General features: G+C 49.7%; 23 protein-coding genes and 5 tRNA genes. 22 read left to right on the forward strand and 6 right to left on the reverse strand.

The annotated features are described in order from the left end of the window. The first annotated feature begins 2 nt into the window (after nt 1-2). The 9 genes from M3P05_RS21120 to nadA all read left to right on the forward strand — a co-directional run bounded on the left by M3P05_RS21120 (nt 3) and on the right by nadA (nt 6,033). A complete protein-coding gene (locus M3P05_RS21120) occupies nt 3-857 on the forward strand; it encodes a cell envelope integrity protein TolA (RefSeq protein ID WP_249699412.1) in 855 nt (284 codons plus the stop codon). Further along, nucleotides 854-2,176, forward strand: a complete 1,323-nt coding sequence (gene tolB, locus M3P05_RS09930) for a Tol-Pal system beta propeller repeat protein TolB (RefSeq protein WP_249699413.1) — start codon at nt 854-856, stop codon at nt 2,174-2,176. Before M3P05_RS21120 ends, tolB begins: the two co-directional genes overlap by 4 nt. A gap of 545 nt (nt 2,177-2,721) precedes the next feature. Next, complete coding sequence (locus M3P05_RS09935; RefSeq protein ID WP_249699415.1) at nt 2,722-3,294, forward strand: OmpA family protein; 573 nt, start codon at nt 2,722-2,724, stop codon at nt 3,292-3,294. 6 nt (nt 3,295-3,300) lie between these two features. After that, a complete protein-coding gene (ybgF, locus tag M3P05_RS09940) occupies nt 3,301-4,116 on the forward strand; it encodes a tol-pal system protein YbgF (RefSeq protein WP_249699416.1) in 816 nt (271 codons plus the stop codon). 194 nt (nt 4,117-4,310) lie between these two features. Beyond that, nucleotides 4,311-4,386, forward strand: a tRNA-Lys gene (locus M3P05_RS09945). Between the two features lie 68 nt (nt 4,387-4,454). Further along, nucleotides 4,455-4,530: transfer RNA gene (locus M3P05_RS09950), tRNA-Lys, on the forward strand. A gap of 48 nt (nt 4,531-4,578) precedes the next feature. Further along, nucleotides 4,579-4,654, forward strand: a tRNA-Lys gene (locus M3P05_RS09955). 41 nt (nt 4,655-4,695) lie between these two features. Then, nucleotides 4,696-4,771 (forward strand) — tRNA-Lys (locus M3P05_RS09960). Between the two features lie 200 nt (nt 4,772-4,971). Continuing rightward, nucleotides 4,972-6,033: a quinolinate synthase NadA gene (nadA, locus tag M3P05_RS09965; RefSeq protein ID WP_249699418.1), complete on the forward strand. Its 1,062-nt coding sequence runs from the start codon at nt 4,972-4,974 to the stop codon at nt 6,031-6,033. A 17-nt stretch (nt 6,034-6,050) separates the two neighbouring features. Here nadA and M3P05_RS09970 read toward each other — a convergent pair whose 3' ends face one another. Continuing rightward, a complete protein-coding gene (locus M3P05_RS09970; protein ID WP_249699420.1) occupies nt 6,051-7,481 on the reverse strand; it encodes a M48 family metalloprotease in 1,431 nt (476 codons plus the stop codon). Nucleotides 7,482-7,671: 190 nt separating this feature from the next. On the opposite strand from M3P05_RS09970, the gene M3P05_RS09975 reads away from it, so the two are divergent. Together M3P05_RS09975 and M3P05_RS09980 are read left to right on the forward strand one after the other, a co-directional pair. After that, the gene (locus tag M3P05_RS09975; protein ID WP_249699422.1) at nt 7,672-7,914 is read left to right on the forward strand and encodes a sulfurtransferase TusA family protein; all 243 of its coding nucleotides are present in this window, start codon (nt 7,672-7,674) and stop codon (nt 7,912-7,914) included. Further along, nucleotides 7,907-8,995: an AI-2E family transporter gene (locus tag M3P05_RS09980; RefSeq protein WP_332842008.1), complete on the forward strand. Its 1,089-nt coding sequence runs from the start codon at nt 7,907-7,909 to the stop codon at nt 8,993-8,995. The genes M3P05_RS09975 and M3P05_RS09980 overlap by 8 nt, the downstream gene beginning before the upstream one ends. 71 nt (nt 8,996-9,066) lie before the next feature. On the opposite strand, the gene M3P05_RS09985 is transcribed toward M3P05_RS09980, so the two are convergent. After that, nucleotides 9,067-9,585: a peroxiredoxin gene (locus M3P05_RS09985; protein WP_249699424.1), complete on the reverse strand. Its 519-nt coding sequence runs from the start codon at nt 9,583-9,585 to the stop codon at nt 9,067-9,069. Nucleotides 9,586-9,906: 321 nt separating this feature from the next. Here M3P05_RS09985 and M3P05_RS09990 point away from each other — a divergent pair. The 4 genes from M3P05_RS09990 (at nt 9,907) to M3P05_RS10005 (ending at nt 12,583) form a co-directional block, all read left to right on the forward strand. Beyond that, nucleotides 9,907-9,994, forward strand: a tRNA-Ser gene (locus M3P05_RS09990). A 422-nt stretch (nt 9,995-10,416) separates the two neighbouring features. Next, nucleotides 10,417-11,517, forward strand: coding sequence for a hypothetical protein (locus M3P05_RS09995; protein WP_249699425.1), 1,101 nt, complete (start codon nt 10,417-10,419; stop codon nt 11,515-11,517). After that, nucleotides 11,507-11,917, forward strand: coding sequence for a hypothetical protein (locus tag M3P05_RS10000; RefSeq protein WP_249699427.1), 411 nt, complete (start codon nt 11,507-11,509; stop codon nt 11,915-11,917). Before M3P05_RS09995 ends, M3P05_RS10000 begins: the two co-directional genes overlap by 11 nt. A gap of 6 nt (nt 11,918-11,923) precedes the next feature. Then, nucleotides 11,924-12,583, forward strand: a complete 660-nt coding sequence (locus tag M3P05_RS10005) for a hypothetical protein (RefSeq protein WP_249699429.1) — start codon at nt 11,924-11,926, stop codon at nt 12,581-12,583. 10 nt (nt 12,584-12,593) lie between these two features. Here the strand turns inward: M3P05_RS10005 and M3P05_RS10010 are convergent, their stop codons facing one another. Genes M3P05_RS10010 through M3P05_RS10025 form a run of 4 tightly spaced genes read right to left on the reverse strand, consistent with a single transcriptional unit; the run spans nt 12,594 to nt 14,992 of the window. After that, entirely contained in the window at nt 12,594-12,998 is a 405-nt protein-coding gene (locus tag M3P05_RS10010; protein ID WP_249699430.1) for a hypothetical protein, read from the reverse strand. A 2-nt stretch (nt 12,999-13,000) separates the two neighbouring features. Continuing rightward, a complete protein-coding gene (locus tag M3P05_RS21125; protein ID WP_249699431.1) occupies nt 13,001-14,323 on the reverse strand; it encodes a recombinase family protein in 1,323 nt (440 codons plus the stop codon). Next, entirely contained in the window at nt 14,320-14,802 is a 483-nt protein-coding gene (locus tag M3P05_RS10020) for a DUF2924 domain-containing protein (protein ID WP_249699432.1), read from the reverse strand. Before M3P05_RS10020 ends, M3P05_RS21125 begins: the two co-directional genes overlap by 4 nt. Continuing rightward, entirely contained in the window at nt 14,789-14,992 is a 204-nt protein-coding gene (locus tag M3P05_RS10025; RefSeq protein WP_249699433.1) for a hypothetical protein, read from the reverse strand. Before M3P05_RS10025 ends, M3P05_RS10020 begins: the two co-directional genes overlap by 14 nt. A gap of 206 nt (nt 14,993-15,198) precedes the next feature. Here M3P05_RS10025 and M3P05_RS10030 point away from each other — a divergent pair, with 206 nt between their 5' ends. The 7 genes from M3P05_RS10030 to M3P05_RS10060 all read left to right on the forward strand — a co-directional run bounded on the left by M3P05_RS10030 (nt 15,199) and on the right by M3P05_RS10060 (nt 21,799). Then, entirely contained in the window at nt 15,199-16,374 is a 1,176-nt protein-coding gene (locus M3P05_RS10030) for a hypothetical protein (RefSeq protein WP_249699434.1), read from the forward strand. Continuing rightward, nucleotides 16,371-17,252: a hypothetical protein gene (locus tag M3P05_RS10035; RefSeq protein ID WP_249699435.1), complete on the forward strand. Its 882-nt coding sequence runs from the start codon at nt 16,371-16,373 to the stop codon at nt 17,250-17,252. Before M3P05_RS10030 ends, M3P05_RS10035 begins: the two co-directional genes overlap by 4 nt. Before the next feature lie 167 nt (nt 17,253-17,419). Continuing rightward, on the forward strand, nt 17,420-17,641 hold the full coding sequence (locus M3P05_RS10040; protein WP_249699436.1) for a DNA-binding protein: 222 nt from the start codon (nt 17,420-17,422) through the stop codon (nt 17,639-17,641). Continuing rightward, a complete protein-coding gene (locus tag M3P05_RS10045) occupies nt 17,632-17,850 on the forward strand; it encodes a hypothetical protein (protein ID WP_249699437.1) in 219 nt (72 codons plus the stop codon). The genes M3P05_RS10040 and M3P05_RS10045 overlap by 10 nt, the downstream gene beginning before the upstream one ends. Then, nucleotides 17,847-18,710, forward strand: coding sequence for an ATP-binding protein (locus tag M3P05_RS10050; RefSeq protein ID WP_249699438.1), 864 nt, complete (start codon nt 17,847-17,849; stop codon nt 18,708-18,710). The genes M3P05_RS10045 and M3P05_RS10050 overlap by 4 nt, the downstream gene beginning before the upstream one ends. A gap of 1 nt (nt 18,711) precedes the next feature. Continuing rightward, nucleotides 18,712-19,425 carry a hypothetical protein gene (locus M3P05_RS10055; protein WP_249699439.1) on the forward strand — a complete coding sequence of 238 codons (714 nt, stop codon included), beginning with the start codon at nt 18,712-18,714 and terminating at the stop codon, nt 19,423-19,425. Between the two features lie 58 nt (nt 19,426-19,483). Then, entirely contained in the window at nt 19,484-21,799 is a 2,316-nt protein-coding gene (locus M3P05_RS10060) for a phage/plasmid primase, P4 family (RefSeq protein ID WP_249699440.1), read from the forward strand. Nucleotides 21,800-21,884 lie beyond the last annotated feature (85 nt).

Consider the following 21,884-nt stretch of genomic DNA (forward strand, 5'->3'; position numbering starts at 1 on the left):
GCGTGAAGACGAAGTTTCGCTGGCCTGCATTTCTGAGTTTACGACCATTGGGGGCTTTCTTTCGGCGTTTGATCGAAAGGTGGGGTAGTGATGATCTCCGCCTTCCGGTTTTTGGATCGGCCGCACTGCACCTGATTCTGATTGTCGGGTTGTTTATTGTCCTTCCTTCCAATGTTGAAGATCGGAAGGTAAACCCGACCCCCCGGTTTGTTTCTGCAAAAGTTGTTGCCATCCAGGAAAAGGCCAAGCCAAAGCCGGTCAAGAAAGCCGCTCCCAAACCTCCTCCCAAGAAAACACCAGTTAAAAAGCCGGAGCCGAAAAAGCAACCTGTTTCCAAGCCAAAGCCCAAACCTGATCAGAAGGCGATTGCCCTGAAGAAAAAACAGGAAGAGGAAAAGCGCAGGAAGGCGTTGGAGAAGCAGCGTAAGGAGCGGGAAAAGGCTGAGAAGGAAGAGCAGGAGCGGTTGCAAAAGCTGCGTGAACAGGAGATGCTGGCCGCACTCGCCAGGGAGCATGAAGCTCGCAGACAGGCTCAAGCCCAGGCCCAGGCTGATCAGTTGACGGTGGCCGGGTATGTGGATGTGATTGGAGGGTTGGTTGAAAATCAATGGAACCGTCCCCCCAGTGCCCGCAATGGAATGTATGTTGTATTAAGAATCAGACTGACCCCAACGGGTGAGGTGATCAGTATTACCCGGATAGCCGGTAATGGTAATGAGGCATTTGACCGTTCCGCTAAGCAGGCCATAGACAAGGCTGCACCTTTTAGGGAAATACAGGGTATGGAAAGCCGGATTTTCGAACAGAACTTCCGGGAGTTTAGGTTTGAATTTAGACCCGAGGATTTGCTGGAATGAGAGCTGTTGCGCGTTCACTACAAACGCTGACCTGTTGTCTTCTCCTCTTTATGGGAACGCTGACGGGAATAGCCCGGGCGGAACTGACAATAGAAATTACCCGGGGTAACGATCAGGCCGTTCCTGTAGCCGTTGTTCCTTTTGCCTGGAACGGCCGGCAGGTATTGCCGGAAGATATTGCCGGAATTATTGGAAATGATCTGCGCCTGAGCGGACAGTTTGCACCTGTACCCAGCAGCCAGTTTCTCGGTTTTCCTTCCAAATCAGATGAAGTGTTCTTCGGGGACTGGAATCGTCTGGGAGTGTCTTACCTTGTTATTGGCAGCGTGACCGAGCAGCCTGACAACCGTTATCGCGTCAGCTATGAGCTGTTTGATGTTGCAGGCAAACGTTCAGTTGTTAAAGGTGATGTGACCGGCAGTCGTAACCAGTTGCGTTCCATTGCCCATAATATCAGTGACTCGGTTTACCAGAAGATTACTGGTATTCGCGGAGCTTTCTCCACACGTCTGGTTTACGTGGTTGCCAAGCGTTACAGCGAAAACAATACCGACTACAAACTGGTTTATGCTGATGTGGACGGTATGCGTGCGGTCACCGTTCTGAAATCCAAGAAGCCTATTCTGGCGCCAAGCTGGTCACCGGATGGCAAGAAGATCGCTTATGTTTCTTTCGAAACCGGTCGTCCAGCTATCTATATTCAGGAACTCGCAACAGGTAACCGTGAGCGAATCAGCAGCTTCCGTGGCCTGAACAGTGTTCCCAAATGGTCACCGGATGGCAAAAAGCTGGCAGTTGTGCTGTCCAAGTCGGGCAACCCTGATATCTATGTTCTTGATCTGCAGACCCGCAAGCTCACCCAGGTAACCCGCCACTTTGCCATGGATAACGAGCCTGACTGGATGCCTGATGGCAAGAGCCTGGTATTCTCATCCAATCGCGGTGGTTCTGCCCAGATTTATCAGGTTGAACTGGCATCGGGTGAAATCAAGCGACTGACCTTTGAAGGGCGCTTTAACAGTCGTCCCAAAGTGTTCCCTGATGGCAAGAGCATGGCTCTGATTCACAAGGGTAAAGGCCAGACTGATTACAACGTAGCCGTTCTTGAGTTCGATACCGGCCGTATGCGGATTCTGTCCTCCTCTCCATTTGAAGATGCGCCGGATATCTCACCCAATGGGCGTATGCTGATCTATGCCGCCCAGGGGGGTGATCAGGGAGTGCTTGGTATTATTTCTGCGGATGGTCGTGTCAGCTTCCGTCTGCCTTCTACCGAGGGGGATGTACGGGAACCTGCCTGGTCACCGTTTCTGAACTAGTGGTTAACAAAATGGCATCTCTGTGCATGACGAATATTATGCAGAGGATGCCATACGTTTTTGGTGCAGAGGATGCTATTTTCCGCCGTAGCGGGAAGATTTCCTTCTAACCTGTTTGAATTAGGTTCTGTTGACATAAGTTTGTGCGATTCAGTGGCTCAGAAAGCCGCTAATCGCAAGAAAGGCTTGTGAAGGTGTAGTGGTTCTACATCAAGCAAGCCTGACGCAGGGAGTGGCGGCTTTCTGGGCCACCCGAAGGGCGCCAGCGAGGCTTTCCAGCTCGTCGTTGCAGCCGTTCGAAAGACAACCAGTCTTCCTTCACGTCTGCGCCTAGATCTGAAAAGCCTCGTTGGCGCTGAATGCACAAACTTATGTCAACAGAACCTAACAGAACTTATTATTTTCGGGGAATGGGCGATTTTGCTTACCATTCTGCTGCAGCGCTTGCCGCAGTAGGGAGAAATTGCTTTTAGGGTTCTGGTTTGCCGTAGGTAACTCTGTTACCTTAGTGCGAAATTTTTCTTATCGTGAGTCAGGAGATTACTATGAAATTTGCCACATTGGCTAAGGGTATTGCGACGGGTCTGGCCGTAGTTTGGCTGGCAGGCTGTGCAACCAGCACTCAGACAGCTGGCGGCGGTGAAGAAGCAACTACCAAGGTTGGCCAGGGTGAAACTGTTGTTGAAGCTTCCGGCATCACTGATCCTGCCGTTCAGGCCGTTATCGCTTCCGGCAAAATTGACAGCTCTAAATCTCCTGAGCAGATTGCCGCACTGCTGGAACAAAATGTTTATCACTTCGGTTTCGACAGCGACAAGCTGAAGCCTGGTGCTCTGGAATCTCTGGATGTTCACGCTGCCTACCTGACCAGCCCAGCAGGTCGTGCCGAGAATCTGGTAATTGAAGGTAACACCGACGAGCGTGGCACCCGTACCTATAACCTGGCTCTGGGTGAGCGTCGTGCAAAAGCTGTGAAGAACTACCTGGTTCTGAAAGGCGTTGCTCCAGCACGTATCGAACTGGTGAGCTACGGCCTCGAAAAGCCAGTTGACCCTGCGCACACTGAAGCAGCCTGGGCCAAGAACCGTCGTGCTGTTATCGTTCCTGCCGGGAAGTAATCGCTGATGATGGCAAGGAATGCGCTTTTGGGAGTACTGCTGAGTGGGTTTATTCTTCCTGCACTGGCTGCTTCTCCCATACCGGTTGTCGAATCCGGTAACTCCGGTTCTTCGGCCGGAACGCCAGCTCCGGTTACCGTAACTCCTGTGCATGCCGGAGTAAATGCCCCGGTTTCACAGCCGGGCATTCTGCTGAATCAGCTGGAAACTCTGCAGAACGAAGTGATGGAGATGCGTGGGATGCTGGAAGAGCAGGCCAACCTGATCGACCGTATTCAGAAAGAGAACCGTGATCGTTACCTGGATCTCGATCGTCGCATCAGTCAGCTGGCTTCTGGAGGAACTTCAGGTTCACAGGTGACACCGCCTGTACAGCCTGCTGATTCTGCTGGTTCTGCTGGTTCATTTGCGCCAGCAGTGACACCTGTTGCTCCGGTAGCGGACAAAACTGGCGAGAAACTCTATCAGAATACTTTCCAGCTTATCCGTGACCGCAAGTTCAAGGAGTCAGTGGCTGGCCTGAATGAGTATCTGCAGAAATATCCACGTGGTCCTTATGCTGATAATGCCCAGTACTGGCTTGGAGAGGTTCATCTGGCCCAGGGTGAAGTGAAAGAAGCTGAAGTGGCTTTTTCCAATCTGGTGAAGACCTATCCGATGAGCGACAAATTGCCTGACGCAACTTACAAGCTGGGGCAGGTTTATGATCGTCTGGGTGAACGGACAAAGTCCCGCGAATACTTGCAGATGGTGATAGATAATTTCCCGGGCAGCTCTGCTGCACGTCTTGCAGATGTTTATCTGCGTAACCTGGAAAGCTGATTTTTTTCAGGTTGAGTGCTGTACCGATGTTCTGCTTCGGTAAATGCCGGGGTTGCACAACTTTGGTAAAACGGTAAGATACGCCCCGCTTCCGATGATGAGCTGTCGGGGTGGGATGTTTTGTTTTTAGCTTTAATTAGTTTTAATTATTGGTGCAATGCCAATTGCTGGAACAAAAATATTTGAAGTTATATGGGTCGTTAGCTCAGTTGGTAGAGCAGTTGGCTTTTAACCAATTGGTCATAGGTTCGAATCCTATACGACCCACCACTTCTTTCCTCTGTCTGGGCTGTCCGCCTTGTGACATGGAAGAGTTGCTCAATGAGAAGATTAAATACGGGTCGTTAGCTCAGTTGGTAGAGCAGTTGGCTTTTAACCAATTGGTCATAGGTTCGAATCCTATACGACCCACCATTTCTTCTCGAACTCTGTTGAATTTCTGCAGAGTAAAATTGCTGATGTGGGTTGTTAGCTCAGTTGGTAGAGCAGTTGGCTTTTAACCAATTGGTCATAGGTTCGAATCCTATACGACCCACCAATTTCTTCTTCGGTTTGATGAAGGTTCAGTGATTACCCTATGGGTCGTTAGCTCAGTTGGTAGAGCAGTTGGCTTTTAACCAATTGGTCATAGGTTCGAATCCTATACGACCCACCACTTTCTTCTCACCTGCCTTTATTTTCTCCTGCTGTCTTCCTTCGTTAATTTCATTTTTGTTACATGCTACCATCGCTTTGGGTTTGTGGTTCGTCTATATGCCTTAACTCGTCTTGAATTGGTTCATTGTGTGTTTGTTTCACAGCTTTGAACTATGTTTTCGTGAGTTTGTGACCAGAGTGAAAGAAATAATAAACAGCATGACGCAAGTACACGACCAAATACGTGACAGGGGTATTGTTCGCCAGCATCTAGCTAGACTGGCGCAACGTCCACAAAAAACACAGGGTAACGCGAATGGTGAAAGCCAGACCCTGCTGAAAGCCAAAGCACGAGAGCTTTTCAGGGAGCGTAACGCGGTTCTCCTTGCTCATTTCTATACCGCTCCGGAGCTTCAGGAACTTGCCGATGAAACTGGTGGCTGTGTCGCTGACTCCCTGGAGATGGCCCGATTTGGTGCGCGACATGATGCCGATACTGTGGTTGTCTGCGGTGTCCGTTTTATGGGGGAAACCGCCAAGATTCTCAGCCCTGAAAAAACAGTTCTTATGCCAGACCTGGAAGCTACCTGCTCCCTGGATCTGGGATGCCCGGTCGATGAGTTCAGCGCTTTCTGTGATGACCATCCGGATCATACCGTGGTGGTTTATGCCAATACTTCAGCGGCTGTAAAAGCCCGCTCAGACTGGGTGGTGACCTCGGGCTGTGCGCTGGAGATTATTGAAGAGCTGGCTGCTCGTGATGAAAAAATCATCTGGGCTCCTGATCGCTTCCTGGGCAGTTATATCCAGAAGCAGACCGGTGCAGATATGCTGCTGTGGGACAGCGCCTGTATTGTTCATGAAGAGTTCAAGGCCCAGGGCATTCTCGATTTAAAGAAGGTCTACCCCGAGGCTGCTGTCCTTGTTCACCCTGAATCCCCCGATGCAGTTGTTGAGCTTGCTGATATTGTCGGTTCGACATCTCAGCTGATTAAAGCTTCGGCATCCCTGAACAATCCGCAGTTTATTGTGGCAACCGATAGAGGCATCTTTTACAAAATGCAGCAGGCTGCTGGTGTAGAGAAACTCCTGCTTGAAGCGCCGACTGCAGGGCAGGGGGCTACCTGTCGCAGTTGTGCCAGTTGTCCCTGGATGGCTTTAAACAGCCTGCAGGGGGTGATTGATGCTCTGGAGAATGGCAGTGGTGTTGTTGAGGTGCCCGAGGATATTCGGGTTCAGGCCGCTAAGCCTCTGCAGAGGATGCTGGACTTTACGGCCTGAGGACGCTTTTGTCAGAGCTAAAGCTGCATAGCCTTCTTAAAGTGTTTGACTTCTTCTATGCGCTGTCTGATAGCCGCTTTCTGGCTGAATGGCAGGCCAGGCAGCTCGGTTGCGTATTGTAGCTGCAGGATGCTTTTATCCATCTGGCCAACCAGGAAGAAATGCTCAGCCCGTGACGTATGAACAGTGGCGATATCACCTGCAAGTCCGGAGATTTCAGCCAGCTGATACCAGATGTACGGATCCTGTGGCCGTTTCTTGCTTTCAGCTTTGAGAATATTTGTCGCTTTGCGGAACTGCTTATCTTTGAACAGCAGGTCTGCCTGGGTCATGATTGCCGGATAGTTACCCGGATTATCACTGAGTAACTCCTGCAGACTTTTTATCGCCTGGTCTCGGCTGCCATTCTCAAACTCAATACGGCTGTTCAGTATTCTGTAGTAAATGTTATTTGGTGCCTGCTTTAGCAGTTCCTTTGCGTAAGGCGCTGCTGACTTGGCATCCTGAGAGTCGAGAAGAACCTGGGCATAGCCATATTTGCTGGCAGTCAAAGATGAGGAGTGCCCGGTTTCCACTTCCTCCTTAAAACGAATTCGTGCCTGGTCAGTGGATGAACTCAAACTGAGAAAAGCCCGGTTGCGCATTAGTTGGTAGTTGGTCTGATCCCGTCGTTTTCTGGCTGGGTACTGTTCGGCACGGCTACGGGTATCGGCAACACGGTTCCGGCTGGTCGGGTGAGTGCGCAGGAACTCATACTGAGGATTGCTTCCATCCAACTTACTCATACGTTCAAACAGACCGGCCATGGCGCGTGGATCCATGTTGGCCCGCACCATGGTCAGAATGCCGACCCGGTCAGCCTCCCGTTCATTATCACGACTGAAAGCCAGCTGGCTGCTCTGGGCTCCAGCAATTGTGGTCGAGAGTGCTGCTGCTCCCAGGTCTCCGGCACCTGAGGCCGCCAGCACCACACTGCCAAGCAGTGCCGCCATGGTTGGCAGAGCCTGACGTTTGGCTGTTTCCACTCCACGGGCGTAATGGCGCTGACTTAAGTGGGCCAGTTCGTGGGCAATAACTCCGGCAAACTCTTCTTCGGTACGCGCATACAAGAACAGTCCGGTGTTGATGCCTATCACGCCACCGGGGGCGGCAAAGGCGTTCAGTTGCGGACTTTCAATCAAAACAATGGAAAGATTTCGGTCGGTTAACTGGCTGGATTCCGCCAGTTGGTAAACCAGGCTTTCAACGTAGCTGACCAGCTCCGGATCATTATTGGTTTGCACCCGGTTATGCAGCATCTTCAGGAAAACCTGACCCAGCTCCTTTTCCTTCTGAGTAGAAACAATGCCGGAGCTACTGTCACCAATAGAGGGAAGGTTGATATCGCTGCTGGCAAGGGGGGAAGCAGCCAGTATCAAAGATAAAAGGGAGCTGCGGAATAAATTCATCAGAAATAGAGATATCCGGAGTTATATGATATCGAGCTATATTACCTCCGGTATGAGTGCGATACTATTAACTTCCTACGCTATTCACGTAAGCCGGTAAAGAATCCCATACCTTTATTCGATACGCTCCAATCAGGAGATGCTGCGTGGTACGTATCTGCCGATAGCTGATAATGTTGTAGATAGAAGTATGCTTGAGCTGGATCAGGATTGCCGTGAGCTGGATGCTCGTGGTTTAGATTGCCCCATGCCGCTGTTAAAGGCAAAACAGGCTTTGAATGGCATGGAGCCGAGAGAGGTGCTGAAGGTTCTGGCGACAGACCCGGGTTCTGTACGGGATTTTGCCAGCTTCGCTGAACTGGCTGGCCACGAACTGCTTTTCAGTGGCGAAGAATCCGGCGTCTTTACTCATATTCTGAAAAAACATGGATAGGCTTGCTATGTTCAAGGTGATCAGGGGATGGATACACCGTTACTTTTCCGATGAGGAAGCCATTGTACTGGTGCTGCTGCTGGCATCAGCTTTGCTGGTTATCCTGTTTTTCGGGTCTATTCTGGCGCCCGTTTTTGCAGGTCTTGGCTTTGCTTTTATTCTCCAGGGGGTTGTTAGCTGGCAGGAGCGCCATGGTGTTCCACATATGCTGGCGGTGTCAGTGACCTTCTTAATGTTTCTGGCAATATTTCTTGCCGTGATCCTGCTTATGATGCCTCTGATCTGGGAGCAGGGTACAACTCTTCTTAATGAGCTGCCCAGGATGCTGGCCAAGGGGGAGGATATGCTGCAGCATCTTCCTGATGAGTATCCTGGCTTTATTTCCGAGGCGCAGGTGAATGCCTGGGTGCAGACGGCCAGTGAACAGTTTGCCCACTTTGGCCAGTGGCTGGTTTCCTTCTCTATCTCGAAGCTGCCCAATGTAGTGGGTATTCTGATTTACGTGGTGCTGGTGCCGATACTGGTGTTCTTCTTCCTGAAAGACCGTAAGCCTCTTTTGAGATGGATCTCCGGCATGCTGCCTGATGAGCGACGTATGATCGACCAGGTTTCCGAGGAGATGAGTGAGCAGATTGTTAACTACATCCGTGGCAAGGTGATTGAGATCTTTATTGTCGGCATAACCACCTATGTTGCCTTTGTCTGGCTTGAACTGAACTACGCAGCGTTGCTGGCTTTGCTGGTAGGACTGTCGGTTGTTATTCCTTACATCGGTGCTGCGGTTGTAACCATTCCAGTTGCGGCAATTGGGTTGTTTCAGTTCGGGCTGGAGCATCAGTTCTATGTGCTGATGATTGTGTATGGTGTTATTCAGGCGCTGGACGGCAATGTTCTTGTTCCCCTGTTATTTAGTGAGGCGGTTAACCTGCATCCAGTTGCCATTATTATTGCGGTGCTGATGTTCGGCGGTATCTGGGGATTCTGGGGAGTATTCTTCGCTATTCCTCTGGCGACGCTGATCAAGGCGGTTCTTACAGCCTGGCCAAAGGCGATACCTAAACAGCTTGAAAACCCGTCTTAGGTTGCGAGTTGAAAAGAGCAGATAAAAGAAAGGCGACACTGGGTCGCCTTTCTTGCTTTTAGAGCTGGGAATCAGTTATCACTGCTCTTATCCAGGGTGCTGGTAATTGGCTCTACCATACCTTCCAGTGCCTGTGCAGCCTGGAGCACATCTTCCACATGATTCTTGATTCTTACCTTGCGCCACTCGTGCTGGAGTGTGCCTTCCTTATCAATCAGGAATGTGCTGCGCTCGATGCCCATGAACTCTTTGCCATACATTTTCTTCAAACGGATTACATCAAACAGCTTGCACAGCTCTTCATTTGAATCGGAGATCAGCTCAAAGGGAAACTCATATTTGGCTTTGAAGTTTTCATGGGCTTTCATGGTGTCTTTGGAAACACCAAAAATTATTGTGTCTGCTTCCTTGAAGGCATCAAGGTTCTCGGCAAAGGCCTGCCCCTCGCTGGTGCAGCCTGGCGTATTGTCCTTGGGGTAGAAGTACAGAACAAAATTGGTTTTTCCTTTCAGGTCTTTCAGGGACACGGAGATTCCAGAAGTAGCCTTTGCGGTAAAGTCATCAACCGGTTTGCCAATGGTGACTGTCATTGTCTTCCCTTTTTATTTCTAACTGCTTTTGCTGTTTCGCGCATCCAAAAGCCATCTGTCCGGCAGCGACAGGACGGCCTGCTGGCAAGTTCACAGCATTATGGGTTAGTTTCGCAAAAAAGTCATTTTCTAGGTGTATATGCCTATTTGGCCAGGGGGGGATGGCAGGGGTTCGAATCAGGGAGAGCAGGTTGGTGCTTCAGTCCTTGATGTTTTGGTCAGGTGTATCTGTTTGTCGGTTGGGGTGTTGCTATCTTACTGATTTTTCTATAAATTAAGCCCGCTTCACAGGGCATGCCCTGAAACATGAAGCGACAATTTGGTGAGGTGTCCGAGTGGCCGAAGGAGCACGCCTGGAAAGTGTGTATACGGAAACGTATCGAGGGTTCGAATCCCTCCCTCACCGCCACCTTCAAGAATCCTGCTACAGACCTCTGTGGTGGGATTTTTTGCGTTTCTGACTCCTGAAAAGCCCTGACGTTGCAGGCTTTCCACAGTTTGGGAAGCGTACCTTTACTGTTCCGTAATACCCCCTATTTGCCCCTTCAAAATGCCGTATCTGGCGGTGTCCTCTGTTTTTAGCGTACAGAGCGTTTTTCCAGGTACGCTTCCTGAAGTCCTTTTTAAACAGCAAGCTAACTGTGTTTTTATCCTGTTGTTGTCGTCTTTGTTCGTGATTTTAAGGTGCTATCAGGTATGGCAAAGGTGATAGATTTCTCAAGGAAATATGACATCAGTACCTTCTCGAAGCTGTTCCCGCTTGGTAATATCAAGCAGCTTGTGACTGTTTGACGCTTGTAATTTCGATTAACCCAAGTATCTGGGATGTAAATGTCAGTATCCGATTTGATTGAAGGTTTTAAGCCTCGCACACCATGGCATGATATGCGCAAGATTCTTCGCCTGTCTGGTGTGGATGCTGGGAATGGTTACCTGAAAACAGCTGAAAAACACAGTAAATCGTCACCGGATAAAATCACCAAAAAAAGGGTGGTTAAGAGTCTTTCTGACGCTTATAAACAGCATCTGTTGTATGGACAGAAAGCTGTACAGATATACAAGCTAAAAACAGGGAAGGTAGGTGAATTAGCTACACAGATTGCAGGTGTCAAACCAAAGAAGAGCTCCTTCAGCAAATCATATCCACTCCCTCTATCTGAAGAGAAGCTAAAGAGTATCACCAAAGAAGAAACTGTATTAATGGACGTTCTTCAAGATGGTACGCAGGTGGTCTTCTCGGGTAAGCGGTCTGTCAATGAAAAGACCTCTTTAACGAAGGCAGAGCTTACAGATGACGCTCTTGATGCACTTGGAGATGTGGTGGATATCCAAGTCTATTGTAAACGAGGAATGCAGTTTTTTGATGTAGTAGCTCTATACCCCTCTCGTGATGAGATTGAACTCAGAATTGATATTGGCTACGGAATGCGAAGGCAAGACCGTGTTAATGCTTTTCGAGAGTTGAGAAAAGCATTCCACCAGCTTATTGATAGTGAGTTCAACCATCCTCCTGTTCTTGGAACAGCTGTAGACTTTAGGTGTGTGATAGATTCTTTCTATCGGGATGAAAAGAACCAGTCAGGAGCCAGGGTATGTGAACTAGGTTTTGTTACCACTGAGAACTCTGTCAAGAGAGAGTCTATGCGGCAAAAAGACTTGGATCTCAGAGAAGAGCTTTACCACTCTGCTGGAAGGGAAAAGCTAAAGGAAGAAGTAGGAGATATAAAACCGTTTCTGCTGGCGATGACTTGGGATGTCCCAATTACCAAGGAAGTGTCAACGACGCCAGAGTTAATGTTACCGGGCAATTCTCGGCACCAAATGAAATCTACAGAGCGGTTAACAGAGGTAATCATTTCTCATTGCTGTGGCCAGAAAGACTATAGTTTTGTACAACAACGAATAAGAAATTATTTGAGCAATGAACAGTAAGCACCAGATCATTAAGCATTTTGCTGAGGACTGGGGAGATCACTCTCCCCAGTACGAGATCTGTTTGTCCATTGTTGATTACCTTGAGCGGACAAATCTTGAAAGACTGAGATTTATGTCATTCAAGCACCTGAAAGGTGAGGTTGCTCCGAACTCAGGTGATGCTGAGTTTTGGCGATCCGCTCTATATTTGACGGGGGCATCATTCAAAATTCTTGATTTTGGTTATCAGATGATTGATGAGCTTGGACAGGCTTACACGTTGGAAATAGAAGATGTTCGTCAGGCAAAAATTACGGGAGAATTAATTCATCCGTATACAGGGGAGCCTGTTGAAGACTATCAAAATCATGTGTTTATTTATTTCTTCCCTGGAACTAATGCTCAAGGCCTAGTGTGATATCGGATGGTAAGTACAGGTATTGAATCAGGTTCTTTAGCTCAATTTGATTTCATCATGAGGTCAGATCCTGAACTACAAGATTTTCTCAATAGGCGATGTGCAGATACTTATGAGGAATTTATAGGGTTATTGTACAGGGATCTTGACTATGCAATTTCCCAACTGGAAGAAAATCGGCATCTACACTACGAAGCTGGTGAAGATCAGCTGACTGTGCAAATACAAAGTATGCTGCGTATGCGAGGATATGCTGCTGAGCATGATGCATCATATGGTGGAAATTGCGACCTCGTAGTCCGGTCTCGGAATAATTTTGTTTGGCTCGGTGAGGCAAAGATTGGACGATCAAAAAATAATATTGATGAAGGATACCGACAGTTAACTACAAGATATGCTACAGGTACAGATTCACAAAAAGAAGGTGGATTAATCATTTACTTTCAAACAAAAAATGCAAAATCCCAAATGGATGACTGGAAGGATAGAATCCATAGTGTAGAACCATCCAAAGTAACCATAAAAAACTGTGAGCTGAAACAGTCAGCATTTTTTTCAACTCATACACTTGAAGCTTCTGGCCAGCCGTATCGTATAAGACATATTCCTGTGGTGCTGCATTTTGATCCTAAGGACAAGAGTGGGCGTAACCGTAAGAAAAGATAGTCTTTTCTTTTCAGAGGATTTGCTGATCTTTCCACAACGGTGAAACGCCATCCAGTAGTTCTGATAGAGACAAAAGATTTGTTTCGTTACCACAGAGAATTGACTCCTGGATTGAAGGCGGTAGTGACGTTAGTCGCAGAACCCTGGAAACATAACTCTCATTCTGCCCATAGTTTCTGGCCAAAGCCTTCACATTCTCAAACTCTCCTTCCTCAAGTTTCTGCAACCAAATATGAGCCTGAGCCAGCGCCCGCATCAGTGCCGTGTCGCTGGTGGGCGAGGTATTTAGTATCTGCCCATCAGGGGTTTTGATATGGGTACGACCCCCTCGCCTCAGAAGCTGTATGGGAATATTCACTTCCAGAATATTCTGGTCGGGATAAAATCGGGTTTGACGCTTGCCGGTGATATTCATGGTTATGCGACTCCTGCCAGGTCATCAGTAATTTCGGGCAGCCACTTGGTATGGAAGCGGATGCTGAGGTTGGTTTCCTGCACATCAATCCGTTCTACCAATAGCTGTGCGATACGTTGCTGCTCGTTGGGAAACAGCTCCTGCCAGATATCTTTCAGGGTGTGCAAAGCATTGATGGTTTGCTCGTAACTCACCTGGTCCTCGATCTCATGGCAGTGTTGGAAAATCTGCATCACTAAAGAAGGCTGATTGATCAGTTGCTCTACTTCTTGAAGTATCACCTGTTCCAAGGGCTCAGCGGGTAAAGGAGGAAGGGGACTTTCCCTGTGGCCTTTCTTCCGGGCTGTGTTGCTGGTGTAGTAGCGGTAGCGCTTGCCCCGCCGTCGGCCGCTGGTGGGCACCAGTGCGATACCGTCTGGTCCAAACAGTAACCCTCGTAGAAAGGCAGGGCTGTGTCGCCAGCGGGACTCCGTGCGCCGACTGTTCCGGTTAGTGTTGAATATGGTTTCTGCTTTGTCCCAGAGTTGCTGATCCAAAATGGCGGTGTGCTGGCCGGGGTACCAATCGCCCTTGTGGTGTATCAGGCCCAGATAGATTTTGTTATTGAGGAGTTTGCGCATGGTGCTTTTGGTAAAAGGCTTTCCTCCCCAGGCAGAGCCATCTTTCTTTGGGTACCGTTTGGTTCGGAAACCCATATCATTAACGCGATAACAGGTTTCAGTAAGCGAGCGGGTTTCTATGAAAGTTTCAAAGATGATTTGTACAATTTTCTTCTCGCTCCGGTTCACCACCAACTTCCGGTCTTTGACTTCATAACCCAGCGGTACAGCGCCGCCCATCCACATCCCTTTCTTTTTTGATTCCGCAAACTTATCCCTGATCCGCTCACTGGTAATCTCTCTTTCAAACTGGGCAAAGGAGAGCAGCATATGGAGGGTTAGTCTGCCCATACTGTCGGTAGTATTGAGGGGCTGGGTCACGGATATGAACGAGGTATTATGCTCATCCAGAATTCCCACCAGCCGAGCAAAGTCTGAAATAGAGCGAGTCAGACGGTCGACCTTGTAAACAATAATGATATCGATCTCATCTCGCTCGACAGCGGCCATCAATTTCTTCAGCCCGGGCCGGTCAATATTTCCACCGGAGAATCCACCATCTTCAAACCGTTCGTCCACCAGCTGCCAGCCTTGATGCTTTTGGGATACAACATAAGCGACTCCCGCTTCCCATTGGGCATCCAGGGAGTTGAACTCCTGCTCCAGTCCTTCTTCCGATGACTTGCGGGTATAGATCGCGCAGCGCTTGATAGGGTTGGCACTCACTTGCGTTTCCTCCGGCGGCTACTCTGTTTCTGTTGTTCTTTTCTCAAGCCAAAGAAAGCCGGGCCATTCCACTGACTGCCAGTAATCACTTTGGCAATAGCCGTCAGACTTTTGTACAGCTGGCCCCGATACTCAAAACCCTCATTGGTGACAACCACCTCATGTTCTTCGTGCTGGTACTCGCGCATTAATCGGGTGCCAGCTGGCAGGTGACAGGTTTTCGCCCGGGGTGTTTTCTTGCCTTTCAGAATTGACTGTTTGACCTGAAGTAAGCGCTTCTTTGCCAGATCGCTTAATCCGCCCAGCGCTTTCTCCTGTACTTTCCAGGCCAGCCGTTGGCGAAGAATTTTGGTATGCAGAGGCGGAGCATCTGTACCTAACAGCTCTTTCCATGTGTGATTAAGCTGCGTGTTGTTCATGGTCATGATCTTGGCCACTTGTGCCGCCAGCGTTTCATGTACCTTGTCACTGTCTGCCATAGTTTCTCTCCAGTTGTGAGGGGAGGGACATACACGCTCTGTCGTCAGGGAAAGTCCAGTCAACTTTGCTGTCCTGGTGGTTACGCTCAGCCTTACGTCGGTAGTGGCGCACCACTGCCAAGGAAAACAGGTGAATCAGCTCTTCACGAGGGGAATCAAGCGGCAGGGAGCGTGCATTTTGTTCGTCCATGATCCAGGTGCTATCCGGTTTTTTTGTTCAAGTCTTCTTTCTTTGTACGCCGGGATAAGCACAAATGCGATGAGGTCGTATCGTGTTCTGTCGGTGTTATTCAGAGGAAAAATGGTGTCTTGACAGTCGGTCATGCCCAAAGCAATATCTGTGTATATATACAGTAGTACAGGATGTACAAACAATGACTTCAGGGATGACAAGCCATGCCAAATCTGGCCAAGGTTATTCGCCATGCCAGTCCCAGGGGACTGATGCAATTCTGCCAAATGGTGGGGGTGTCTCTGCCCGCTGTTGGGAGTGATACGTTCGCACTGGAACAGACTCTGGATGTGGGCGAGGTGTTTAACCGCATTCGCAAAGAGGATCACAGGCTCTACCTCAAGGCAGAGGAAAAGGCGACACGAATCGTCAATATGACCCGCCCTGATGGTCAACAGCTGCTGGCCCAACAGATGGGCAAGATCATAGCCCGCAATCCTTTTGATACGGTTATCGAGTTGATGGACTCGAAATCCGATAAACTTACCCATGCTGAATCCAGCCGCTTTGCCAGCCATTATCGTTATGGCCGGATGTGGGATTCCTACCAGTTAAACCCTGCTGTAGACCCGGTTGAAGACATTGCTTTGCAGACCTTCAGTGAGTCTCTTTCCAAGTCCTGCCAGGGGCAGCGGTTCCGGACAGAGTCATTTTGTTATTCCCGTCCTGATATTAAGCAACATCTCGGGCAGGTCTGTCATGTTGCGGTGACCCGACAGGGTGTTCCTCAAGCCATCAGCGAGTTGGATGAAGAGTCGAATATTCAGACACTGGTGGTCTCTCCAGCAAGAGAATATGCTCTGACCCATGAATGGGGATCAGGTGTGGTTGAGGTGGTTGCCAATACCCGGGATATGCGTGATCTGTTGGCTCTCACTTATGCCCGTGACGTTCTAAAACTGGATAACCCTCCCGAACGAATTACCCCCAGACAGTTTGGTTTGGAACACTTCAGAGAGAGGCCCATTTTTCAATATACCTTGCGTGATGGTATTGCCCTGATTCAGGTTATGAGTTTGCATTTACGCTCAAGGCTGAATGGACAACCTCTTATCGTAGATGTTCCTCTCGAGCTTCGTTTTGTCAGGGATATTTATGATCTTTTGAACGAGAACAATTTATATAAAACTACTCTAGAGGATCGTTCAGGCTGGATGATCACTGGTGCCGTTGTTGGCGTGCAAAAGCGCCAGATTGGAGTGTCGGCCAGACGACATGAACTGTTTGTCCGGTTTACCCACCCCAACAGTCATAACCTTCGCGAGCTAACCCCTGAGGACCGGCTGTTGATACAACGGATTTTTCTGGAATCCGGTTTACTGGATGAGAGCCATCAATGAATCCGGTTTCCCTGAAAACATTTATGCAGCTGGCTCTTTGGTGGGAGGCTGGCATAACAACCCGGAGTGGTTCCCAGATACAGTTTGAGTGTTCTTCACTTTTTCGGGAGATACTGGGCAGTGGTTTGGCGCAGCCTGATCAGTTTGAGCAATGGATGCTTGATCCTTCCGGTGAAACGCACCCTGTCATAGAAGTCTCTTCGGGAGAGTTCGAGCGGGAATGTCTGGAGTGTTCTAACGCAAGTGTTCCTGAAATTATGCTTCGCCGTTATCGGTTCACAAAAGACTGGCTGCCTGCATTTATTTCACGGGAGTTGCAATCCTTCCAGAAACTGGAGTGTTGGTGTCCAGACACTCTCTGGTTTGCAGGTTTTTATCAGCGTAGAAAACAGCGCTGGCCGGTCTGGTTGGTTCGCCGTCTGCATGATGACAGCGCCTATGATGCTGTTGAAGAGAGCCTGAACAGCCAGACTCTGCCCGCTGGATTTGTGTTAGCTCTGCAACCGCCCCGACGAAAAGCCTGCCTCCGTCTGTCCGACAGACACAGGGTTGTTTCTCTTAAGGATGTGCTGGTGGGTGATCCTGTCAAGCTGGCTATGAATCAAGTGTTGGAAGAATTACCCATTCGCTGGGACGATGCCAACGGTATTCTGCAGGTCGATGGTTTACCAGACTGGGTTGTTGATGGTCCTTTGCAGAGAACAGCTGTTTCTTTGCTGTATGACGCCTGGATGAATAATCGTCACGGAGTGAGTCGTGAGGTTTTGCAGGACGAAGGTATTGCTTCAAAGACACCGCAACAGTTGTGGGGTACAAAGACAGAATGGAAAACTTATATTGATAATGGTCAAAACCGCTGGTGGCTGATTGAGCCTTGATACAAGCCTGTCGATGAAAGAAGCAACCGACCTCGAGTCGGTTTTTTTTCGCCTTTTTTTCGTAAAAGGCCGATATCTAACTCTCCTCTAACTTCATCTAACTCTCCCCTAACTCACTTTCGCCAAGATGAATCTGCCACAGGATAAAACCCCAAGGAGGCGGACATATGGCGATAGAACATCTCTCACAAAAACAGCTGGCTCAGCGGTGGGGAGTAAAAACCTGCACTCTGGAGCGTTGGCGACAGCGAGGCATTGGCCCGCTGTTTCTCAAGATCAACAGCAAGGTGATGTATCGCCTGGAAGATGTAGAGAGTTATGAGAATGCACATCACTTTCAGGGGACTGGACAGCCTGTCCAGCGGCAGGAGAAAAAGTCATGTCAGTAGCACTCTCTCATATTCGTGATATGACGCTCCTGCAGCTGGCCAGTCTGCACGAAGATGAGCTTGCACGTTTGTTGCGAGAAGCCAACAGGTCATTGGGTCGCGCAGATAACGACAGAAAGCGTCTTCAGAATGCTCGTTATCTGCGCAATCTGGCTCAGATGAAAGAACTGACCGGAGAGTTACCAGCAGATCAGGGGGATGAGCTATGAGTCTTCCGATTCTTTCTGCCGACCAACGCTTGAAGGAGTACAAAGGTGTTAAGGCGGTACTGCTGGGCCAGAGCGGTGTTGGTAAAACATCCCAGCTCTGGACACTGCCTGCCGAGCAAACCCTGTTTCTGGATCTGGAAGCCGGAGATCTTGCGGTTCAGGGTTGGCAAGGCGATACGGTCCGTCCCCGCACCTGGCCGGAGTTCCGCAATCTGGTGGCGTTTATTGGTGGTCCGAACCCCGCTCTGGAAAATGATCAACCCTATTGCCAGGCCCATTACCAGGTTGCCTGTCAGCAGTTGGGTGATCCGTCACAGCTAGATAAGTACACCATCTTCTTTGTCGATTCGATCACGGCTCTGGCTCGGATTTGCTTCCAATGGTGCAAGACAAGACCTGAGGCTCGCAGCGAGAAAACCGGCAAACCGGATATTCGTGGTGCTTATGGATTGCACGCCCGGGAGATGATTGCCGCCTTGATGCATCTGCAACATGTGCGGGGCAAGCATGTGATCTTTGTCGGCATTCTGGAAGAGAGGGTAGACGACTTTAATCGCCGGATTTTCCAGCCCCAAATCGAAGGTTCTAGGACAGGATTGGAACTGCCTGGCATTGTCGATGAAGTGATCACCATGGCCAGCCTGCCTAATGAACAAGGGGAGCTGCAGCGCAGTTTTGTTTGCCAGACCCTCAACCCGTGGGGCTTTCCCTCCAAAGATCGCAGTGGTCGTCTTGACCTGATCGAACCGGCCCATCTGGGCAACCTACTTCAGAAAATCAGTCAACCGCTGGTGGGCGAACGTCGTCTGGATTTCGCGTCAGCCCAGCCTGCTCCACAACAAGCACAGCAAGGACAGTGATATGAGCAACTACAACCAGAATCCACAACACCAGCAGCAGCACCACCAGCAACAGCAAACGGCCAATAGCGAGTGGACTGATTTCAATAGTGCCACCGTACAGCAAGACTATGATCTGATTCCCAAGGGCACACTGGCCAAGGTACGGCTCACCCTGAAACCGGGTGGCTATGACGAGCCCCATATGGGCTGGACCGGCGGCTGGGCCACACAGGGCGACAGTGGCGCAGTTTACCTGAAGGCTGAATATGTTGTGCTGGAAGGGCCGTTTGCCAAACGCAAGGTCTGGAGCTTGATCGGTTTGCACAGCCCGAAAGGACCGAATTGGGCCAATATGGGACGCAGCTTTGTGCGCTCTTTGCTCTGCTCCGCCCGGGGTATTCGCCAGGATGATAACTCGCCTCAGGCTAATCTGGCCCGCCGTCTGAAACATTTTGGTGAGCTCGATGGTATGGAGTTTATCGCCCGGATCGATATCGAGAAGGATACCGATGGCGAAGAGACCAATGCTATCAAACATGCCATCACGCCAGATCACAAGCAGTACCAAGTTGTGATGGCTGGGCAAGGTAGTCAGCCTCAACAGGGCCAAGGGCAAAACCAGAACCCCGGCTATCAGTTCCAGCAACCTCAGCAACAAGCGCCGCAGAATCAGCAGGCTGCGCCGGATTATTACCAGCAACCACAGCAGAAAAGTAATGAGTGGGATGGCTAAAGGACTTCACTCCCCTGCTTAAGCCGTGCAGGGGCAACTCGTTTCAGGATGAAAGATCATGACAGATTATCTGGATTTTAATGATGCGCCTGTGATCCCAGACGAACAGGCACAGAGAGAACGCAAAATCTCTGTGACAGAAGTAAAGCAACGTTTGATAGAACGGTTACCTGACTATATCGAATATTTGCTGCCCAATGCTGTGCGTCATGAAGAGTATTACTGCGTGGGAAATGCCAATGGCGAGAAGGGACAGAGCCTGAATATCTGCATCGCCGGTGACAAGATCGGTCTCTGGCATGATTTTGCCACCGGAGAGCATGGAGATATGTTCCACTTGACCCAGGCAAATCAGCATATGGAGTTTCCTGAAGCTCTTCGGTTTGTGGCGAATTGGCTGGGTGTTGAGGCAAAACTTCCACGCACAGAACCGGCTCCGTCAAAGAAACAGAAGATCAAAGCCAAGCTGGAGGATCTCGGCCCCCATACTGGCAAATGGGACTACCTGGATGGAAACGGGAAGCTGATCGCCTGTGTCTATCGCTACGACACACCGGATGGTAAAGAGTTTCGTCCCTGGGATGTCAAAGCCGGAAAGCATCGGGCACCTTCTCCACGACCACTCTACAACCAGCAAGGTATTAAAAATGCCAATGGTGTTGTACTGGTGGAGGGGGAGAAATGTTCCCAGGCTCTGATCGATGCAGGCATCTGTGCAACAACCGCAATGAATGGTGCCAAGGCTCCCGTTAACAAAACTGACTGGTCACCTCTGAAGGGTAAAGGTGTTTTGATCTGGCCGGATAATGATCAGCCAGGGCGAGACTATGCAGAGGCAGCAGCTCAGGCCATTTTGAAAGTGGGAGCAGAATCCTGCGCCATTCTGATTCCACCAGCAGGAAAACCAGCGAAATGGGATGCAGCTGATGCCTTGAAAGAGCAGGATCACCTTGGCAACCCATTTGATATACCGGGCTTTTTATCCAGCGGGGAGCGGTCACCGGTTGAGCTGGACGGTGAAGAGGATCTGGACATACCTGCCAGGCAGCCACTTCTTACCGATGATGATCTGACTCTGGCTTTTAATAGGCTTTATGGCAACGACTGGCGCTACTGTGAGCAGTGGGGTAAATGGTTTGCCTGGACGGGACAGCGCTGGAGTCAGGATCAGGTTCTATATGTTCTGCACCTCTCCCGGGGACTCTGTCGCAAAGCAGCCAGTCTAGCTGAGACAGATCGTCAAAGTACCCGACTGGCTTCCAATGGCACCATCCAAAATGTTGTGAAGCTGGCCCGTTCAGCTCCCTGTCATGCCACTGTATCGGATAGCTGGGATCAAGATCCCTGGCTTCTTAATACTCCGGGTGGTGTGGTGGATCTGAAAACCGGTGAACTGCGGGAGCATGACCGGGATGATCTGATGATCAAGATGACCACGGCTACACCGGAAGGTGAGTGTCCTCTTTGGCTACAGTTTCTGGATGATGTCACGGCGGGTGACCAGGCGCTGGTGGATTACCTGCAGCGCGTTGTTGGTTACTGCCTGACAGGTGTGACATCAGAACACGCTTTGTTTTTTCTTCATGGCGGTGGAGCCAACGGCAAGTCAGTCTTTGTCCATGTACTCATGTCGATCCTGGGCAACTACGCTGCCAATGCCCCGGTGGAAACCTTTATGGAATCCCGTACGGAGAAACATCCCACCGATCTGGCCAGCCTTCAGGGAGCAAGGTATGTCTCCAGTGTCGAAACAGAACAGGGTAAGCGGTGGAATGAATCCAAGCTGAAAACCCTGACCGGCGGTGACAAGATTTCTGCCCGATTTATGCGACAGGATTTCTTTGAATACACCCCTCAGTTCAAGCTGGTGATTGCTGGAAACCATAAGCCCATGATCCGCAATGTGGATGAAGCGATGACCCGTCGTCTACATCTGATTCCTTTCTTGGTGAAAGTGCCGGATAAGAAAAAAGATAAGAGCCTGTCGAACAAGTTATTGAAAGAGCGAAATGGCATTCTTGCCTGGGCTGTTGAAGGATGCTTGCAATGGCAGGAGCAGGGCATCAATCCACCAGCCAGTGTTAAGAAGGCATCCAGAGAGTACTTTGAAGGGGAAGATATTCTTGGTCAGTGGCTGGAGGAACGGTGCGAGATAGATCGTAGCAAACGTGAAGAAGTCTCAAAACTTTATGCGGACTGGCAGGAGTGGGGGGAGAAGAACGGAGAATTTGTTGGATCGGTCAAACGGTTTTCCCAGTTGATGCAGGCCAGAAAGTTTGCCGCTTGTCGTTTTGGTGGAGGAGGGCGTGGTTTGGCAGGGGTGTCACTCAAGCCTAAGCCATTTGTGAAATATGGCGGATACCCTGTTGATTAAGAGCAGGAATCTTAAAAGCGAGTGACGTTTGTGGCGTGGCTGCTGTAAACCCTATATACGTGCGCGTATACGCGGACGCGTAAAC

It is taken from the genome of Parendozoicomonas callyspongiae, assembly GCF_023502345.1.
Classification (GTDB): domain Bacteria; phylum Pseudomonadota; class Gammaproteobacteria; order Pseudomonadales; family Endozoicomonadaceae; genus Sansalvadorimonas; species Sansalvadorimonas callyspongiae.

Excerpts from the sequence above, each read along its gene's own strand:
- M3P05_RS10010 (WP_249699430.1), bottom strand. The coding sequence starts at position 12,998 with ATGAATATCACCGGCAAGCGTCAAACCCGATTTTATCCCGACCAGAAT.
- M3P05_RS10060 (WP_249699440.1), top strand. The coding sequence starts at position 19,484 with ATGACAGATTATCTGGATTTTAATGATGCGCCTGTGATCCCAGACGAA.
- M3P05_RS10045 (WP_249699437.1), top strand. The coding sequence starts at position 17,632 with ATGTCAGTAGCACTCTCTCATATTCGTGATATGACGCTCCTGCAGCTG.
- M3P05_RS09970 (WP_249699420.1), bottom strand. The coding sequence starts at position 7,481 with ATGAATTTATTCCGCAGCTCCCTTTTATCTTTGATACTGGCTGCTTCC.
- M3P05_RS10030 (WP_249699434.1), top strand. The coding sequence starts at position 15,199 with ATGCCAAATCTGGCCAAGGTTATTCGCCATGCCAGTCCCAGGGGACTG.
- M3P05_RS10050 (WP_249699438.1), top strand. The coding sequence starts at position 17,847 with ATGAGTCTTCCGATTCTTTCTGCCGACCAACGCTTGAAGGAGTACAAA.
- M3P05_RS10020 (WP_249699432.1), bottom strand. The coding sequence starts at position 14,802 with ATGGCAGACAGTGACAAGGTACATGAAACGCTGGCGGCACAAGTGGCC.
- M3P05_RS09985 (WP_249699424.1), bottom strand. The coding sequence starts at position 9,585 with ATGACAGTCACCATTGGCAAACCGGTTGATGACTTTACCGCAAAGGCT.
- M3P05_RS09995 (WP_249699425.1), top strand. The coding sequence starts at position 10,417 with ATGTCAGTATCCGATTTGATTGAAGGTTTTAAGCCTCGCACACCATGG.
- M3P05_RS10035 (WP_249699435.1), top strand. The coding sequence starts at position 16,371 with ATGAATCCGGTTTCCCTGAAAACATTTATGCAGCTGGCTCTTTGGTGG.
- M3P05_RS10040 (WP_249699436.1), top strand. The coding sequence starts at position 17,420 with ATGGCGATAGAACATCTCTCACAAAAACAGCTGGCTCAGCGGTGGGGA.
- M3P05_RS10005 (WP_249699429.1), top strand. The coding sequence starts at position 11,924 with ATGGTAAGTACAGGTATTGAATCAGGTTCTTTAGCTCAATTTGATTTC.
- M3P05_RS09935 (WP_249699415.1), top strand. The coding sequence starts at position 2,722 with ATGAAATTTGCCACATTGGCTAAGGGTATTGCGACGGGTCTGGCCGTA.
- M3P05_RS10025 (WP_249699433.1), bottom strand. The coding sequence starts at position 14,992 with ATGGACGAACAAAATGCACGCTCCCTGCCGCTTGATTCCCCTCGTGAA.
- M3P05_RS09975 (WP_249699422.1), top strand. The coding sequence starts at position 7,672 with ATGCTTGAGCTGGATCAGGATTGCCGTGAGCTGGATGCTCGTGGTTTA.
- ybgF (WP_249699416.1), top strand. The coding sequence starts at position 3,301 with ATGATGGCAAGGAATGCGCTTTTGGGAGTACTGCTGAGTGGGTTTATT.
- M3P05_RS09980 (WP_332842008.1), top strand. The coding sequence starts at position 7,907 with ATGGATAGGCTTGCTATGTTCAAGGTGATCAGGGGATGGATACACCGT.
- M3P05_RS10055 (WP_249699439.1), top strand. The coding sequence starts at position 18,712 with ATGAGCAACTACAACCAGAATCCACAACACCAGCAGCAGCACCACCAG.
- nadA (WP_249699418.1), top strand. The coding sequence starts at position 4,972 with ATGACGCAAGTACACGACCAAATACGTGACAGGGGTATTGTTCGCCAG.
- M3P05_RS10000 (WP_249699427.1), top strand. The coding sequence starts at position 11,507 with ATGAACAGTAAGCACCAGATCATTAAGCATTTTGCTGAGGACTGGGGA.
- tolB (WP_249699413.1), top strand. The coding sequence starts at position 854 with ATGAGAGCTGTTGCGCGTTCACTACAAACGCTGACCTGTTGTCTTCTC.